We start from the raw sequence: 17,741 nt of genomic DNA on the forward strand, positions 1-17,741 counted from the left end.
AAAGGAGGAAAAGATGATACGCTTACTGGCTTTGTTTCTTTCTTTTACTTGCATGATACTTCCCGGCTGCTCGGCAGAACAGAGCGGCGCCGGAGAAAAGCAGAAAACATTGACAGTCTATTCCACCATATCCTCAGACAGCGAACGCGCCGTATTCAGAAAGTTGGCTGATTCATTCCAAAAAGAACATCCGGACATTCAAGTAAACGTTCATTTCCCAGGCAATGACTACGAAAATATGATGAGGGTCAGGATGGCGGCCGGTGATATGCCCGATCTTTTCGACACACACGGCTGGGCCAAAATCCGCTACGGAGAATATACCGCCGACCTCAGCGGCATGTCTTGGACGAAGCGGCTCGATCCGAATTTAAACAGCATGCTCAAAGACGCCAAAGGCAGAATATACGCCTTCCCTCTGAATCAGGCAAAGGACGGACTGGCCTACAACCGCACAATGTTGGAAAAATACGGAATCAAACCGCCGGAAACAATGGATGATTTTATGAAGGCACTGAGACAGATTAAAGAAAAAAGCGGCGGAACAGTCACCCCCTTCTGGTTTGCCGGCTATGAGAAAAGCTCATTTGCCCAATATTACGATCAATTCGCCGCACCGCTTCTCATCACAGATCCCGCACACCGTTACAAAAAACAACTGTTAAACGGAACCTTCCGCTGGACACACTTCACCTATTTATCTGACAAACTGAAAGAGATGCAAAAGGAAAACCTGCTCAATATAGATGCCGTGACGGCAAAACGGTCCCAGCTCATTGAACTGATGGCGCAAAACAAAATCGCCTTTACGCTGCAGGGCGGCACCCTCGGCCAAGACGTCGCTCAAATCAATCCGAAGGTAAAAGTCGGCATCATACCGACCCCGGCCGTCCACAAGGGAGACGCGCCGGTTTGGATCGGAGGCGAACGTTACACGCTGGCGGCATTCAAGGATTCCCCGCGGCTTGAAGAAGCGAAACAGTTTATCGCATTTATGGCCCGACCCGAGCATGCAAAATCAATTGCCGAAGCGACCTCGCTTCCGGCCGGATTAGTGAATGTGCAAACGGACATTTTCTACGCAAATGACTATAAGCGCTATCAGCATATTAAGGTGCAGCCTTATTTTGACCGCCTTTATTTGCCGAACGGAATGTGGGATGTGATGGGAACAGCCGGGCAGGAGCTGATGGCCGATATCTTAACCCCCGCTGAAATTTCAGCGAAACTCGGCAGGGAATATAAGCGGCTCCGGCTTCAATCTGATTCACGGGGAGCTGAAAAAGAATGAGTGATCTTGCAAGAGAAACCCAAGGATTTCAACATCAAAAGCCGGTAAAATCCGCGTCACTATGGTGGATGTACGTTCCCGCTCTTGCCACGGTTTTTATTTTCATGATTTTTCCGTTTGTCAAAGGCGCTTTTATTACATTTACAAACTGGAACGGCTTCTCACAGACGTATCAATGGGTGGGGGTTACTCAATATAAAAGGCTTTTTACAGATCCGGACACGTGGCTTGTTGTGAAAAACACTTTGCTTTACGGCATCGGAAGCACTTTTTTTCAGAATATGCTTGGACTTTTATATGCGCTGCTTTTGAATCAGAGCTTAAAAATGAAGGCGCTCACAAGAACGATCGTCTACTTGCCCGTCATTATCAGTCCGCTGATTATGGGATACATTTGGTATTTTATTTTCTCATATGACGGGGGTGCGCTGAATGATGTGCTTGGCGCACTGGGAATCGGTCCTGTCAACGCCTTGGCAAGCCCTGCGGCAAACCCGTGGATTATCGTCATGATTAACACGTATCAATACGCAGGCATTGCGATGATTGTATATTTGGCGGGGCTGCAAAGCATTCCGAAAGATTATTACGAAGCCGCAAAAATGGATGGCGCGGGAGGTCTTCAGCCGTTTTTCACCATCACCCTGCCTTTATTGATGCCGGCTGTCACCATCAACATGGTCATCAATATCATCGGCGGGCTGAAGCTGTTTGATGTCATTTTCGCGCTGACCGCAGGCGGGCCGGGCAATTCCTCTCAATCGATGTCAACGTTTATGTATGATTTATATTTTAAACGGCAGGATGCAGGATATGCCGCCGCCCAAGGCGTGTTTATGTCCGTCATGATTCTTGTCATCAGCTTTTCGGCTCTCTTGTATTTCAAGCGAAAGGAGACGGAAATGTCATGAAAACAGCCCGAATGCGGATTTTTACGCTGTTGGCAGCCGTTATCTCGTGCGTTCATATTGTCCCCTTTTATATTTTGCTGACCACGTCATTAAAAGCAAAAGGTGACTACAGTTCAAAATGGTCGCTGCCATCCGCCTTTTCATTTCAGAATTTTCGTGAAGCATGGGAACTTGCCTCTCTCGGGCAATCCTTTCTGAACACGATCATCATTACAGCCGTTTCCGCCGCTTTATTAATTTTCATGGGTTCGCTTGCCGCATACCCGCTCGCAAGAAGAAATACAAAGCTGAACAAAATCGTCTTCGGCCTTTTGATTTCAATCATGATCATCCCGCCTTTGACTTCCATGGTTCCTTTATACAAGATGGTCGCTGATGCGGGGCTGATCAATACGCATGCCGCAGCCATTCTCATTAATACGGCTGCATATATGCCGCTGACCGTTTTCTTATATTCAGGGTTTATCCGCTCCTCCATTCCGAAAGAGCTTGAGGAAGCCGCCAGGATCGACGGCGCGGGATTGATCAGGACTTTTTATACAATCGTGTTTCCTTTGTTGAAACCGATTACCGCAACGGTCTGCATTATTTCCTGCGTGTTTATCTGGAACGATTACCAATTTGCGATTTTCTTTTTACAAGATCAAAAGGTGCAGACATTGACCGTGGCCATGGCGGGATTTTTCGGCGAAAACGCGAACAATCTTCACTTAGTCGCCGCAGCCGCAATTATGGCGATGCTGCCGATGGTCGTATTGTTTTTGGCGCTTCAAAAATATTTTATCTCAGGGCTGTCCTCCGGGGCGGTCAAAGGCTGAGAAGAAAAGGGAGGAATTTCTGTTGAAGAAAATTACGTTTATCGGAGCGGGGAGCACGATTTTCGCAAAAAATGTACTGGGGGACTGCTTACTGACTAAAGCATTAAACGGGTTTGAATTCGCGCTTTATGATATTGACGCTGTACGGCTGAAAGAATCCCAGCTCATGCTGGAAAACATGAGAGACCGCTACAATACGAGTATATCCATCATCTCCTACGATGACCGAAAACAGGCGCTGAAACACGCCGGCTATGTGATAAACGCCATTCAGGTCGGCGGCTATAAACCCGCGACGGTTATTGACTTTGACATCCCGAAGCGGTACGGTCTCCGCCAGACGATTGCCGATACCGTCGGAATAGGCGGCATTTTCCGTTCCCTTCGCACCATCCCCGTTTTATTTGACATCGCAAAAGACATGGAAGAGGTCTGCCCGGATGCGTGGCTGTTAAACTATACAAATCCGATGGCCTCTCTGACCGGAGCGATGCTCAGACATACAAATGTCAAAACGGTCGGCCTGTGCCACAGCGTCCAGGTATGTACCAAAGATCTGTTTGACTCACTCGGCATGGATCACGAAGGGACGGAAGAACGCATTGCCGGCATCAACCATATGGCTTGGCTTTTGGAGATTAAAAAAGACGGAATTGATTTATATCCTGAAATTAAAAGACGGGCACGCGAAAAACAAAAGACGAAACATAAGGACATGGTGCGGTTTGAGCTGATGGATAAATTCGGCTGCTACGTAACGGAATCATCTGAGCATAATGCCGAATATCACCCGTATTTTATAAAAAGCCGGTATCCTGAGCTGATAGATGAACTCCAAATTCCGCTTGATGAATATCCGAGGAGATGCGCGGAACAAATCAACAATTGGGAAACGATGAGAGACGGCATCATCAACAACCAAAACCTGACGCACGAACGCTCAAAAGAATACGGTTCGAGAATTATTGAAGCGATGGAGACGGGCAAACCGTTCACATTCGGCGGCAATGTGCTGAATACCGGGCTAATACCAAATCTGCCGGCGAAAGCGGTCGTTGAAGTGCCTTGCACAGCCGTCAAAAACCACATTATGCCGTGCTATTCGGGCGAACTTCCCGAGCAGCTCGCGGCGCTCAACAGAACAAACATTAACACACAGCTTTTAACCATCGAAGCGGCCGTTACATTAAAAAAGGAAGCCGTATATCAGGCGGCCATGCTTGACCCGCATACAAGCGCCGAGCTTTCCATGAATGACATCATATCTTTGTGCGATGACTTATTTGAAGCGCACAAAGACCGGCTTCCGGCTTATCACTGATCATTCGCGTTCCGGTCCTGGGCGGGCCGGACGCTTTTATATGTTCAGTACCAGTTTGACCGTCTGTAAAGTGTGTCCTTTAAAATCTTCTTCAAATTCACATACCCATTGAAACCCTTTCGCTTGATAAAAGGATAAGGCAATGCGGTTCTCTTTTTCTGCATGGACATAAAGCTTTTTTACCCCGCCGGACTGCCTGATGCATTCTTTAAGGAGTGCCGTGCCTATCCCGCTTCCCTGGCAATCCGGGTCAATATAGATGGCGGTCAGCTCCGCATTTCCGTCTTTTTGAACCGGGGTGGCATTTGCAAAACCGAGCACTCGCCCCTCTTCTTCTGCCACAAAGAACAGAGAATGCAAGAGCCGGCGTTCCATCATCTCATCCTGATAGGCGGATTCGAGAAACTGATCTTGAATATGTCTGGGAATAATCCCTTCATACGTATGATGCCAGCTTCGTTCTGCGACTTGCCGGACCTGTTTGATATCGTTTGTTTTCATCGCGCGGATCATCGGTTTCACCTGATTCGCCTCCCGTTTTTTTATAAAAAAAGAAGAAAAAGACGCACGTCCCTTTTCTTCTTTCACTTCAAAGCGTTATTTCTTCGGCTTTGTTTCGCCTTCCCACTCCAGCATGCCGCCTTCAACATTAACCGTACGGAAGCCCTGCTCATGTAAATACATACAAACGTTCATGCTTCTTTTTCCGGAACGGCAGATAAATACATATTCCTTGTCCTTGTCTAACGCATCCATCTTCTCAGGGATGTCCCCCATGCGGATGTGAACGGCCTCCGGAATCATTCCTTCGGCAACTTCTTCGTCCTCTCTGACATCAATCAGATACAGCTCTTCTCCCGCTTTTAATTTTTCTTCCAGTGCGGCTGTGCTGATTTCATTTATTTTCAATGTGTGACACTCCCATTCATCTTTATGGTGTTAAGTATACCAAAGCCCGCGGTGCAATTTCTATGATAGAGACTGATAAAAAAGCCCCTCTCTGTAGGAGAGGGGCTTCGCCCGGTCAGTTTGCCACGATATTGACAAGCTTGCCCGGTACGGCAATGATTTTTCGGATCGTTTTTCCTTCAAGCTGCTCTTTTACTTTTTCGTCAGCTTGTGCGAGCTGTTCTAACGCTGCTTTATCAGCATCAGCCGGAACCATTAATTTCGCTTTTACTTTTCCGTTCAGCTGGACGACGATTTCCACTTCATCGTCCACCAGTTTTGATTCGTCATAAGCAGGCCAAGCCTCGTATGCAATCGAACCTTCGTGGCCGAGTTTTTCCCACAGTTCTTCCGCCAAATGCGGCGAAATAGGAGAAAGCAGCTTCACAAAACCTTCGATATATTCTCTCGGCAGTTCATTCGCTTTGTAAGCTTCATTAATGAAGACCATCAGCTGAGAAATGCCCGTGTTAAAACGAAGGGCTTCGAAGTTTTCTGTCACTTTCATGACCGTTTCATGATAGACGCGCTCAAGAGTTTCGCCTGCGCCTTCTGTCACTTTGCCCGTCAGCTCGCCGTTTTCCTCGATAAACAAACGCCATACGCGGTCAAGGAAGCGGCGCGCTCCATCAAGGCCTGATTCAGACCAGGCGATAGATGCATCAAGCGGCCCCATAAACATTTCGTACAGGCGGAGCGTATCTGCTCCGTGAGACGCCACAATTTCATCCGGATTGACGACGTTTCCGCGGGATTTACTCATTTTTTCATTATTTTCCCCGAGAATCATTCCTTGGTTATACAGCTTTTGGAACGGTTCTTTCGTCGGCACGACACCGATATCGTAGAGGAATTTATGCCAGAAACGCGCGTACAGAAGGTGAAGCACGGCATGCTCCGCTCCTCCAATGTAAATATCAACGGGCAGCCATTTATCCAGTTTCTCAGGTGAAGCGAGCTGATCCGGATTTTTCGGGTCGATAAAGCGGAGGAAATACCAGCAGCTTCCCGCCCATTGCGGCATCGTGTTCGTTTCTCTTCTGCCTTTTTTGCCCGTTTCAGGATCAGTGACTTCCACCCACTCTTTAATGTTGGCAAGCGGTGATTCACCTGTTCCGCTCGGTTTGATCTCATCGGTTTTCGGCAGAATCAGCGGCAGCTCTTCCGCCGGAACGGCTGTTGACGTGCCGTCTTCCCAATGAATGACCGGAATCGGCTCGCCCCAATAGCGCTGGCGGCTGAACAGCCAATCACGCAGACGGTATGTCACTTTTTTCTCACCGTTTTTCGTTTCTTCAAGCCAGGCGATCATTTTTTCAATCGCTTCCGCTTTATTCAGTCCGTTCAGAAAGCCGGAATTGACATGCTCTCCGTCCCCCGTGTACGCTTCTTCTTCCGTGTTTCCGCCTTTTACGACTTCTTTGACAGGCAGGCTGAACACTTTGGCGAATTCAAAATCACGTTCGTCATGCGCCGGCACGGCCATTACAGCGCCTGTTCCGTAAGAGGCGAGGACATAATCCGCTATCCAGATCGGCAGCTTTTCCCCGTTTGCAGGGTTTACGGCATATGCGCCCGTGAAGACGCCCGTTTTTGTTTTCGCAAGATCCGTCCGTTCCAGGTCACTTTTCGCCTGAACTTCTTTAACATAAGCATCTACCGCTTCTTTTTGTTCAGGCGTCGTGATGGCCTCAACAAGCTCATGCTCAGGAGCCAGTACGGCATAAGCCGCGCCGAACAGCGTGTCCGGTCTTGTCGTAAACACGGTAAACGTGTCATCAGTGCCGTCGATCGCGAAATGCACGTTTGCGCCTTCTGAGCGTCCGATCCAGTTGCGCTGCATGTCTTTAATGCTTTCCGGCCAGTCAAGGTCTTCTAAATCTTCAAGAAGCCTGTCCGCATAAGCGGTGATTTTCAGCATCCATTGTCTCATCGGGCGGCGTTCAACCGGATGGCCGCCCCGCTCGCTTTTGCCGTCAATGACTTCTTCGTTCGCAAGCACCGTTCCGAGCGCCGGGCACCAGTTGACCGGCACTTCGTCTACGTAAGCGAGCCCTTTTTCGTACAGCTTGGTGAAGATCCACTGCGTCCACTTGTAATAGTCCGGATCAGTCGTATTGATTTCACGATCCCAATCATATGAAAATCCGAGCGATTGAATCTGGCGGCGGAAATTATCTATATTTTGTTTTGTGAACTCAGCCGGATCATTCCCCGTGTCAAGCGCGTATTGCTCGGCAGGAAGCCCGAACGCGTCCCATCCCATCGGATGAAGCACATTGTATCCTTGCATGCGTCTCATGCGCGAAAGGATATCGGTTGCCGTATAGCCTTCCGGATGTCCGACATGAAGGCCGGCTCCTGAAGGATACGGGAACATGTCAAGCGCGTAAAACTTCGGCTTGTCATTCTCTTCACTGACGGCGAACGTTTTATGTTCCAACCAGTAATTCTGCCATTTCTTTTCTATTTTTTCATGCTGAAAACTCAACGTAAAAACCTCCTTCTGATTGAATACGGCGTATGTAGTCCAAGTATTGACGGGATGAGAAAGATTATATTCAGATTATTCTAAAACTAAAAAAACTCCCTCATCCCAAAAAGGGACGAGAGATTTTTATTTCCCGCGGTACCACCCTCGTTAGCACGGTTTTGAGCCGCACTCACTTGATACTTTTAACGCAGTTATGCGTCAGCGGTTTTGCCGCTGCAACTCTGAGGCGAGTTCGGAAACAGACTTGATTGACTTGCACCGGCCGTCAACTCTCTGATTGCAAAATCTGCTTCTTACTGCTCCTCTTCACTGTTCTTATCGCTACCGTAATCTTACCTGTATTTTATAGAATTCTGTTCATAAGTGCAAGCAGGTTTGTATACAATGGGAATGTACCCGGAACGGGTCATGAGCGGGGATATTATTTTGATGGAGGATTTTTTTGCTGGTGTGGTTTTGCTTCGGCCGAATCACTGTTTTGTTCTCTGACAAAATCAAAGCTCCTGAGAACAGCTTCTCCGCCGTAGCCTGCGATTATGGATAAGATGACGAGTTGAATTCCTGAATCGGGGTCAGCGGATAAGACAAGTAAGATGGAAGCAGCCATTCCGATAAAACCATCTTCCAAAAAACCGAGATAGATAAACCGCTTTGTCATTCTGGGTTTCTCCAGCCTGCCTCTCTTTTTCACATGACCGAGAACCCCCATGATGCCTCCAATTACACAAGCAATTATTACCTGATGCAGCATCTTCATCACCTTCCTAAAGCCCTTATTTAGTAAAGCGACTTCAGGCCATCCAGCCCCCTTACGAATACGATGATTTTCGATATCTACATACCGGCGATTGAGCAGGAAAGTAAAAAGCTTGTTTCTTCCATTATATGTGAACACATGATCGGTAAGCTTGATGCATTAGATTCATTTTTCACCCAGTGACAATGACCTAGTTACTTACTTAGCGATGATGTGCCTTCCCCTTATATATTCAGTGTATATGAGGACAAGCCCGAATGACAAATTGCAAACTCCGGCTGCTTGAATCAGAACATATGTTATGCTACGGTTACTGTAGATTCATTTAAAAAGGGGAGAAACAATGGCTGAAAAAGCGCACAGCTTTACGGCCAAAAGGGGGTTTTACATGGCTGACTCAAATGTATTCGGAAAACTGGAGCAGCTGGAGCTTATCAAAAAGGCGCTTGATCACGCACGCATCGGCGTGGTGATTACAGACCCCTCTCTTGAGGACAATCCCATCATATATACAAATCAGGGATTTATGGATATGACAGGCTACTCTTCCGAAGAGATATTAGGTAAGAACTGCAGATTTCTGCAAAGCAAAGAAACCGACCGTCAACAAGTCGCGAAAATAAGAAAGAGCTTAAACCAGAAAGAAAAGATCACGGTACGGCTGAAAAATGTCAAAAAAGACGGCACCCCATTTTGGAATGAACTCAACATTGATCCTCTGTATGTTGAAGACAAGCTCTATTTTGTCGGTTTTCAAAAAGACATCACAGAGCAGAAAGAATACGAAAAGCTCCTTGAGGATTCCCTCGCAGAAATCACGACGCTGTCAACGCCGATTGTTCCGATCCGAAACGGCATCTCCGCTTTGCCGTTAGTGGGAAACTTAACGGAAGAACGATTTGATTCAATCGTGACAACTTTGACGGACATATTAACCGCATCTAAAGATGATTACTTAATTATAGACTTATCAGGTCTGGCCGAGGTAAACGAACAGACCGCTGACCGGATTTTCAAATTGCACCACCTGCTTAAATTAATCGGCACGGAATTGATTATCACCGGGATCAAGCCTTCCCTCGCCATGAGAATGAATCAGCTTGATGCCAGCTTTTCTTCATTAAAGACGTATTTAAACGTTAAGGACGCGGTCAACGTGCTTCCGGTCGTATAAACAAAAAAATCCCGCCGAAACGGAACTGACCCCATAATATGAGACAAACAAAAAACACCTTCAAGTTTGAAAACGGACCGTTGTTATCCGAAATAAAACTTGGAGGTGTTTTTCTATGGGGACAAGAGTGAGTTATCCGGTTGAAGTCAAACAGAAGGCTGTAGGAATGAGATTGGCGGGCGTGCCTATGAAAGAGATCATGCAGGAATTGAATATCAAAAATAAGACTCAGGTTCAGACATGGGTTAGATGGCATAAGGCTGGGGATACCCACCGATTCGAACAGCCTGTTGGAAAGCAATATACTTATGGAAAGGGTCCGGAGTATTCTTCTGAATTAGAGAAACTCCAGGCAGAGAATCGTTATCTGAGACAACAGAATGAAGTGTTAAAAAAGTACAACGAATTGGAAAGGAAGCTGATAGGGAAACGACAATCAAACTGGTAGAAGAATTGCGCAAGACGATGACGGTACAGGACATCTGTGTCCATTTAGATATTTCACGCACTTCATATTATAGATGGAGAAAGAATCTGACTAAGAGTAATCCTAAGATGCGACTGGAGAAACAAATCGGCACGTTGTGCCGAGAACACAAGTATCGATATGGATATCGAAAAATCACAGCCATACTAAAAAAGAGAATAAGTATTAATCATAAATCTGTTCAACGTATTATGCAGAAAAATCAATGGCAGTGTCGGGTTAAGATGAAAAAGCGTAAAAAAAGTGGGCAGCCATATTCTGTGGTCGATAATATATTGGATCGGAACTTTCAGTCTGATCGCCCTCTTGAAAAACTGGTAACGGACATCACATATTTGCCTTATGGACAGAAACAATTGTACCTTTCCAGTATATTGGATTTATACAATGGAGAAGTGATTGCTTTTACGATTGGAGATAAGCAGGACACAGACTTTGTCTTAGACACACTTGATCAGCTGCCAACACTTCCTGAAAACTGCGTGTTACATAGTGACCAAGGTTCTGTTTATACATCTTATGAGTATCAGAAAGCTGTTAAAACAAAAGGCATTACCATGAGCATGTCCCGCAAAGGGACGCCCGCTGATAATGCCTCCATCGAATCGTTTCATTCCTCACTAAAGTCTGAAACGTTCTATCTTAACAGCATTGATCGAACTACGACCGCCATCGTAGAACGCACTGCCATAGAATACATTCATTATTATAACAATATTCGTATTCAAACGAAACTAAACAGCCAATCGCCGATACAATATCGGCAATTGGCTGTATGAAGGTGTTTTGATCCCTGTCTCAAAAACGGGGGTCAGTCCCAAACAGCGGGATTTTTTTATGTCGTCATCGCACTTGGACGTTTTGTTTATTAACGGTTTTCAAGCGTTTGTCGTACAGCACCGTCGCTGCGATGCTGACAACAAGAAGCACCATCAGGATCAACAGCAGCACGCTCATGCCGTACTGATCAACCAGCACGCCGCCAAGGAGCGGCCCGATCATTCTGCCGCCCGTCGCCGCACTGTTGACGAATCCTTGGTAAAACCCTTCTTTCCCCTTAGGCGCAAGCTGATTGGCAATGGTAGGCACGGCAGGCCAGACAAGCATTTCTCCGACGGTTAAAATCACCATTGCGGTGAGGTACATCGGAAATTGCTTGGCGCTGAGAAGCACGCCGAACGAAACGATAAAAATACAAAAGCCAATGACCATCTGCGTTTTTAACGCACCGGACCATTTTTTCAGAACAACTCCTATGAGAGGCTGTCCGGCGACAATTAATATTCCGTTTACGGTCCAGAGCACACTGTATAATGAAAGCGGCATACCGATGCTTTGAGTATGTGACGCAACGGTTGTGGACCACTGCGAATAGGCAATCCACCCGAGAACATACCCGCCGCTCAATATGAGAAGCGCCGTAAATTTCGTTCTGCTGCTGACAGGCTCGTAGTCCAGAACAGAAGCCTGGCTCGCATTTCCGGTTTTGATATTTCGAAACCCGAAAAATACGATAAGGAAAAACAGCACATACAGCATAGCATTGGCTAAAAACACGTACGTAAACGAGTACGCCGCAACCATCCCGCCGAGTGCCGAGCCCACGGCGACACCTGCGTTCTGAGCTACATAAATCGCATTAAAAGCTCTCCGCCCGCCTTCTTTCCATACCGCTCCCGCCATGGCGTAACTGGCCGGAAACACGATACCGGAACCGAAGCCGACAATGATGAGCAGCCAAATATAAACGGGCCATTGATGAAACAGAACGAGTCCGAGAAGACTTGCCAATGTGATCATAATGCCCAGCATAATGGATTTGAATCCGCCGATTTTATCAAACAAAAATCCGCCGCATAAATTCCCCGCCACACTGGCCCCGGAATTCAGCATCAGAACAATCCCCGCAACAGTCAGCGATTTCCCTAAATGATTATGAATATAGATCGTATTCAGCGGCCACAAAAAAGATGCGCCCGTCACATTGATAAACATTCCGATGATTAATATCTTCAAAGCACGCGGCATACCGATCCCCCTCTCTATATAAAAAACCCCATGAAAAAACGGAAACCGCAAGCCGCGGCTCCGTATCGAACACGTTATCATAGCACATTCATTCTATCGCCGCGGACGTCTTTTTTCAACATCAGAATCTGAAAAAAATAATGCCGGAATGTTGAAAAAATTACAAATGATTGGATTCACAAAAACAGGCCGGCCTCATGCTCTTTTCCTCAGCAGCCAAAACGGGATATACAGAATGAAAAAGCTCAATATCACCGCCGCTTCCATTGATAGAAGATACCACGGCCAAGGTCCGAAAACATTCAGAAGCGAAGCGGTCTTCGGTTTTTTCATTAAATATAAGTAATTTGCATTCAGCACACGATCAATAAATAAGACACACGCCCCGTACAGATTTACGATCAGCACCGATACCCACAGTCCGCGCACCGACGGTCTATACTTTTCTGCAGCGGCCATGAATAGACAGGTAAGAAAAACACAGCCGTGGGAGACGAAAAACACGATGTACCGAAAATGAGGGAAAGAATACGCCCCTAAATCAGGTGTTGCCATCGCCTGTACGGCGCTGCCCAAACCGACAAAATAGAGGAAGGCGAACAGTTTTTTGCTTTTTGTCATGACCATCAGCATCGCCAAATAGACGGAAAGGTCGCTCAGCTGCAGCGGCAGAGCTGTTTTCAGCGACCAGGCATGATGACAAAGCAGCCATATATGATAGCTGATCTGCGACACGGCAAGGAGAATGAACAGCACATATCGGAAAACGCGATTCGGCCGGCCGTGATTGAGCTGTTTCCGGAATATGATCACGCACACCCCAAGCAATCCGATGACCAAAAGCGTGAAAATGTGTTCCCTGGAAAATAGATGAAAGGCCCCTGTTTCAGATTTCAATTGAAAATACTTCTGCATAAGGCTCCCCCGCGCGAAAAAATGACGTATGTCTATTCTTTTAAAAATCGCTTTCTTCTATTCATAAAAAAAAAGCCTCCGCTTATGCGGAGGCTCCTCAACTTGTTTTACAAGGCGGATTGAATGACCTTTTTATAGTATAGCACCGACAGCATGCCGAAGATTGAGTACAGCAGCGTATACAGCGCCATGACGATGATCATCGGCGTCCACACTTCCGTTCCGAATAAAAACCATCCTGACTGAACGGCAAAATAGCTGTGGAACAGCCCGAGAACGAGCGGGATGCCGAAATGATACGCCTGCTTCCGGCGGATGCCTTTCAGCAGATCCCCCGTTGTGAAGCCGAGCTTCCGCAATATCGTGTAATCAGCCTTCTCATCCTCACACTCGCCCATTTGTTTAAAATAAAGGATACAGCCTGAGGTGATCAGAAAGGTTAATCCCAAAAAGCCGACAATAAACATGATTAGCCCCATGTTTTTCTTTTGGGTGTCAGCCGTTTCAAATTGCGAAAGCGCACCGTCTGAATAGTGCTGCGCTTGAAACAGACCATCAGCTTTTTGGATGTCCTCTTCACGTTTGAGTGTAATGCCGAAAAATCGATTGGATTTTCCCTGGATGGACGGGTCGATATCTTTCTCGATCCGGTCGAATACCTGCTGCGTGACAATAACGGTCGGCAGCCCTCCGCTTGTAAATGTATATGACAGGAGGAAGTCGTTCTTCAAGCCCTTATACGCCAGCGGTATTTTATCCGTTTTGCCGTTTATATCAATGGAACCTGACGTTTTCAGGTCGAGAAATCTTTTCATCATATCATTATATCCGGTAAACACGGCTTCTCCGTCAGAAAGTTCCGTCCCTTCCGCGTCTTTCTCGCTTATAATCGGCAGCGCCAAGCTGGACGGGTCTTGTTGAAAGCTTTTCATGTCGCCGTTTATGATGTTCTTCATATTGACACCGGCTTGAATGGTCTTGATTGTTTTCACTTTGTGTTCAATTCCGTTTTTCTTCAATAAAGCGGTAAATGAGTCAGTCTCCTTTTGGTTATCAAACGCAAAGTCCGCGGCTGTATTTTGCTCAGCCGATTTTTCCGCGGAATAGTATGAGATATAGCTTAAAGACAGCAAACCGATTGCCAGCGCCGAAAGAGTCGTAATAATCGTCAGCAGCACGGCGTTTGACTTCATCCGGAACATAATGGATGACAAAGACAGCACTTCACTGACATTCAGATACCCGCCTTTTGATTTCCGGATGAGATTTGCCAGAAAGCTGACCGAACCTTTATAAAACAGATAGGTTCCGATAATGACCGAGCCGAGAATAAACACCATTGCCGAAAACAGTTCATTCATGCTCGTAAAACTGCCTCCGAATAAATCCGCGGACACGGCATAGCCGGCGATAATGGCCGCAATACCGACAACGCCGATCGACATCTGCACCCAAGAAAGCCGTCTTATGCCGCTTTCTGACGATGACGCGGTTTTAAATAAAGACAGAATGCTTTGCCGTTTAATAAACAAGTAATTCATCATCATAATCAGCACGTAAATTGCCCCGAACACAATTAACGTCTGAACGAGCGCCTTGCTTGAAAAAAACAGTGAGACAGAGGCTTTCACACCGACTGTATGAAACAGCATCATCATACATAATTTCGAGAGAGAAAAGCCGGCAAAAATACCGATCCAAATCGATCCGAAATACAAAATGAAATTTTCTGTGCTGAGTATGCGGAAAATGTGCATTTTCGTCATGCCGATTAATCGGAATAAGCCGATTTCCCGGCCGCGCCGTTTAATAAAAATGGTGTTGGCGTATAAAAGAAATACCGACACGATCGCCACAAGCAGTACAGAGGCTGCCCGGATTGCCGCCGCTCCTTTTATGGAGCTTTTCATTTCATCAAGCGCCGGATCGTATTGCATCGTGACAAACGCGAAATAAAGGGCGGCGCTGAACACCAGCGCAAAAACGTAAAGGTAATAGTTTTTCAAATTCTTTTTCAGGTTCTGGAAGATCAAATGATGAATACTCATGCCTGAACCCCGCCCAATACACTTTGCGTTTTCATAATATCCTGAAAAAAGTCCGGTCTGTCCTGGCCGCCTTTATTCAGCTGTGTATACACACGGCCGTCTTTAATGAAAACCACACGTCCGGAATAGCTGGCGGCAACCGGATCATGCGTCACCATCACAATGGTGGCGCGGCGTTTTTGATTCAGGCGGCTGAGTTTATTCAGTAAATCCATGGCAGCCTTTGAATCGAGCGCTCCGGTCGGCTCATCAGCAAAAATAATGCCCGGCTCGTGAATAACAGCTCTTGCGGCAGACGTCCGCTGTTTTTGCCCGCCGGAAATTTCACTCGGATACTTATGTCGCAAATCATAGATCCCAAGCTCCTCTGCCGTCTCGGCAAATCGCAGGTCCGCCTCTTTCTTAGACATTTTCGTAATGGATAACGGCAGGAGTATGTTTTCTTTCACGGTCAGGGTGTCCAATAAATTATAATCCTGAAAAATAAAGCCGAGATGCCGTTTTCTGAATTCGGCAAGCTGTTTTTCTTTCATGGATGTAATCTCCGTCTCATTCAGTTTAATGGTGCCCGCGCTCACTTTATCAATGGAGGAAAGCACATTCAAAAGGGTCGTTTTCCCTGATCCCGACGGGCCCATAATGCTGACGAATTCCCCTTTGTGAATCTGAAGATCAATTCCTTTCAGCACCTCTTGTTTATTCAGCTTGTTTCCGTAGCTTTTTTGGATATTGCCTGCTTCTAAAATCATCACGTTCTGATTCTCCTTTTACATTGGTTATCTTTATTTTAAAAACAGAAGCCGTTTTTTTCGTTTGATTAAGCGAACAAAAGAGAAAAGCATGTGACACTTTTGTCACACGCTGAACATGCTGACGGCATCGTTCTGTTTCGGAAACACCAAGGTAAAAACCGTGCCGCTTTCCGGCTCAGAGCGCACGCTGATCTGGATAAGAAGCGGAGCCGCGGCTTTTTGAGCCAAATACAGGCCCATCCCCGTTGACGCGTGATCACGCCTCATTCGCGTCGAGGTAAATCCCTTTTCAAAAATGCGCGGAAGATCTTTGGGCTCGATGCCGATGCCGCGGTCTTCGATTTCCACATGCACCCGGCCGTTTTGTTCATAGCTTTTTACGGTAATGTCATCCGCCTCACTGTATTTGACGGCATTGCTTAACAGCTGCCTGATGATGAAGGAAAGCCATTTTCCGTCACTGAGAACGTCCGGTGAATCGAGCTGAATGTCAAACCCGATCCCTTTTTGTATACACCAAGATTGCAGATTTTTAATTTCTTTGAAAACGAGCGGCCTGAGCTGAATTCGCTGGAATGATAAATCATTTTCAATAAAGGACAATCGTTTCTGATGAAGCTGCTGGTCCAGAAGATGGTGAATCCGCAGCCATTCATACAGCAAAGGGGCTTTGAGCGGCTGTTCATCAAGGCGCTCAATCATGAGATGCATCGCTGTCAGCGGTGTTTTGACCTCGTGAATCCATGACATCAGATCGTCCTTTTCATGCTCTGAACCCGCCCGAAGATCTAGTGAGCTTTTTCTTAACTGCTCTGTCTGCCCTTCAATGCTTTCTTCAACGATAGACTCAAACGGACTGTCAGGCGCTTTAAGGTAAGACATGTCTAAATTGGCGTCCCACTCTCTTAAGCTTTTATAATAGGCGGTCTCTTTACGATAGCGGAACAAGAGAAATACAAGAAACACAAGAAGCGACAGGTAAACGAAATACAGCACCGAAAAAAACGGAATAGACGGATCAATATATGCCGCAAAAAGGAGCACAGCCTGCTGAAAAAGAAACATCGCGATCCAGCTCTTTCTTTCGAGCAGAAATGATTTAATCATAAAGATCGTCTTCTTCCTTTGCGATGTATCCCTGCCCCACCTTGGTTTCAATCATTTTCCCGATCCCTAATTGATCGAGTTTTTTCCGCAGCCGGTTGACATTCACCGTCAGCGTATTATCACTGACGAAACGCTCATCATTCCATAGGCTTCTGATGAGTTCTTCCCGGCTGACGATTTTATTTTTCTGCTCAGCCAGCAGTTTTAAGATCAGCATTTCGTTTTTGGTCAGCTCGACCGAATCGTTTTTACGGTTGACCGTGTTGGTTTCTGTGTCAATGACCGCCCCGCACCATCTTTTCATCAGCGCCGGTTCTGTGCCGTATTGATGCACACGGCGGAACACCGCCTGTATTTTCGCGATTAACACATCAAAGTGAAAAGGCTTCTGAATAAAATCATCTGCCCCGAGCTGCATCGACATGACCATATCCGCGGGATGATCGCGCGAGGACAAAAAGAGAATCGGCACGTTTGATTGGGAGCGTATCATTCTGCACCAATGAAAGCCGTCAAATTTCGGCAGCTGTACATCAATGATCACCAAATCAGGCTTGATTTCGGTAAACTCCCGGATGACCCGGCTGAAATCTTTTATTCCGTGCACCGCAAATGACCAGCCCGTTAATCTCTCTTTCATCTCATGAAACAAAGTGTTATCATCTTCTATTAACAAAATGTGAAACATGG

16 protein-coding genes and 1 other annotated feature are annotated in these 17,741 nt (G+C 46.5%); of the genes, 6 read left to right on the forward strand and 10 right to left on the reverse strand.

Going from position 1 to position 17,741, the window contains the following annotated elements; all coding sequences use genetic code 11:
• The first annotated feature begins 13 nt into the window (after positions 1-13).
• The 4 genes from NYE62_RS15095 to melA are packed head-to-tail and all read left to right on the forward strand — an operon-like array spanning position 14 to position 4,341.
• Positions 14-1,291 (forward strand): ABC transporter substrate-binding protein, encoded by a 1,278-nt coding sequence (locus tag NYE62_RS15095; RefSeq protein WP_095352842.1) that lies wholly within the window; start codon positions 14-16, stop codon positions 1,289-1,291.
• Positions 1,288-2,202: a sugar ABC transporter permease gene (locus NYE62_RS15100; protein WP_342497029.1), complete on the forward strand. Its 915-nt coding sequence runs from the start codon at positions 1,288-1,290 to the stop codon at positions 2,200-2,202. Before NYE62_RS15095 ends, NYE62_RS15100 begins: the two co-directional genes overlap by 4 nt.
• Entirely contained in the window at positions 2,199-3,020 is an 822-nt protein-coding gene (locus NYE62_RS15105) for a carbohydrate ABC transporter permease (RefSeq protein ID WP_342497030.1), read from the forward strand. The genes NYE62_RS15100 and NYE62_RS15105 overlap by 4 nt, the downstream gene beginning before the upstream one ends.
• A gap of 22 nt (positions 3,021-3,042) precedes the next feature.
• A complete protein-coding gene (melA, locus tag NYE62_RS15110; RefSeq protein ID WP_342497031.1) occupies positions 3,043-4,341 on the forward strand; it encodes an alpha-galactosidase MelA in 1,299 nt (432 codons plus the stop codon).
• Positions 4,342-4,377: 36 nt separating this feature from the next.
• On the opposite strand, the gene NYE62_RS15115 is transcribed toward melA, so the two are convergent.
• From NYE62_RS15115 to NYE62_RS15130, 4 genes are all read right to left on the reverse strand, one after another.
• The gene (locus NYE62_RS15115) at positions 4,378-4,854 is read right to left on the reverse strand and encodes a GNAT family N-acetyltransferase (RefSeq protein ID WP_012118234.1); all 477 of its coding nucleotides are present in this window, start codon (positions 4,852-4,854) and stop codon (positions 4,378-4,380) included.
• 84 nt (positions 4,855-4,938) lie between these two features.
• Entirely contained in the window at positions 4,939-5,250 is a 312-nt protein-coding gene (locus tag NYE62_RS15120) for a rhodanese-like domain-containing protein (RefSeq protein ID WP_003152299.1), read from the reverse strand.
• 115 nt (positions 5,251-5,365) lie between these two features.
• A complete protein-coding gene (leuS, locus tag NYE62_RS15125; protein WP_342497032.1) occupies positions 5,366-7,780 on the reverse strand; it encodes a leucine--tRNA ligase in 2,415 nt (804 codons plus the stop codon).
• A gap of 108 nt (positions 7,781-7,888) precedes the next feature.
• Positions 7,889-8,102 (reverse strand) — a binding site (T-box leader).
• Between the two features lie 102 nt (positions 8,103-8,204).
• Positions 8,205-8,540, reverse strand: coding sequence for a DUF4257 domain-containing protein (locus tag NYE62_RS15130; RefSeq protein ID WP_015418038.1), 336 nt, complete (start codon positions 8,538-8,540; stop codon positions 8,205-8,207).
• 388 nt (positions 8,541-8,928) lie between these two features.
• Here NYE62_RS15130 and NYE62_RS15135 point away from each other — a divergent pair, with 388 nt between their 5' ends.
• Both NYE62_RS15135 and NYE62_RS15140 read left to right on the forward strand, forming a co-directional pair.
• Positions 8,929-9,714: an STAS domain-containing protein gene (locus tag NYE62_RS15135; protein ID WP_022553638.1), complete on the forward strand. Its 786-nt coding sequence runs from the start codon at positions 8,929-8,931 to the stop codon at positions 9,712-9,714.
• A gap of 115 nt (positions 9,715-9,829) precedes the next feature.
• Positions 9,830-10,980 (forward strand): IS3 family transposase gene (locus NYE62_RS15140; RefSeq protein WP_241457897.1). Its coding sequence is split into 2 segments (ribosomal slippage): positions 9,830-10,103 and positions 10,103-10,980, totalling 1,152 coding nucleotides; the frame shifts between segments, so codons are not numbered across the junction.
• 64 nt (positions 10,981-11,044) lie between these two features.
• Here the strand turns inward: NYE62_RS15140 and NYE62_RS15145 are convergent.
• The 6 genes from NYE62_RS15145 to NYE62_RS15170 all read right to left on the reverse strand — a co-directional run bounded on the left by NYE62_RS15145 (position 11,045) and on the right by NYE62_RS15170 (position 17,739).
• Positions 11,045-12,229, reverse strand: a complete 1,185-nt coding sequence (locus NYE62_RS15145; protein ID WP_095352838.1) for an MFS transporter — start codon at positions 12,227-12,229, stop codon at positions 11,045-11,047.
• 195 nt (positions 12,230-12,424) lie between these two features.
• A complete protein-coding gene (locus NYE62_RS15150) occupies positions 12,425-13,144 on the reverse strand; it encodes a TIGR02206 family membrane protein (RefSeq protein ID WP_342497033.1) in 720 nt (239 codons plus the stop codon).
• 107 nt (positions 13,145-13,251) lie between these two features.
• Positions 13,252-15,192 carry an ABC transporter permease gene (locus tag NYE62_RS15155; protein WP_007408811.1) on the reverse strand — a complete coding sequence of 647 codons (1,941 nt, stop codon included), beginning with the start codon at positions 15,190-15,192 and terminating at the stop codon, positions 13,252-13,254.
• Positions 15,189-15,944 carry an ABC transporter ATP-binding protein gene (locus NYE62_RS15160; RefSeq protein WP_007408812.1) on the reverse strand — a complete coding sequence of 252 codons (756 nt, stop codon included), beginning with the start codon at positions 15,942-15,944 and terminating at the stop codon, positions 15,189-15,191. Before NYE62_RS15160 ends, NYE62_RS15155 begins: the two co-directional genes overlap by 4 nt.
• Before the next feature lie 102 nt (positions 15,945-16,046).
• Positions 16,047-17,051 carry a sensor histidine kinase gene (locus NYE62_RS15165; RefSeq protein WP_106080245.1) on the reverse strand — a complete coding sequence of 335 codons (1,005 nt, stop codon included), beginning with the start codon at positions 17,049-17,051 and terminating at the stop codon, positions 16,047-16,049.
• On the reverse strand, positions 17,044-17,739 hold the full coding sequence (locus tag NYE62_RS15170; RefSeq protein ID WP_144663859.1) for a response regulator transcription factor: 696 nt from the start codon (positions 17,737-17,739) through the stop codon (positions 17,044-17,046). Before NYE62_RS15170 ends, NYE62_RS15165 begins: the two co-directional genes overlap by 8 nt.
• Positions 17,740-17,741 lie beyond the last annotated feature (2 nt).

This window comes from Bacillus sp. FSL K6-2861 (assembly GCF_038630725.1).
GTDB classification, from domain to species: Bacteria; Bacillota; Bacilli; order Bacillales; family Bacillaceae; genus Bacillus; species Bacillus velezensis.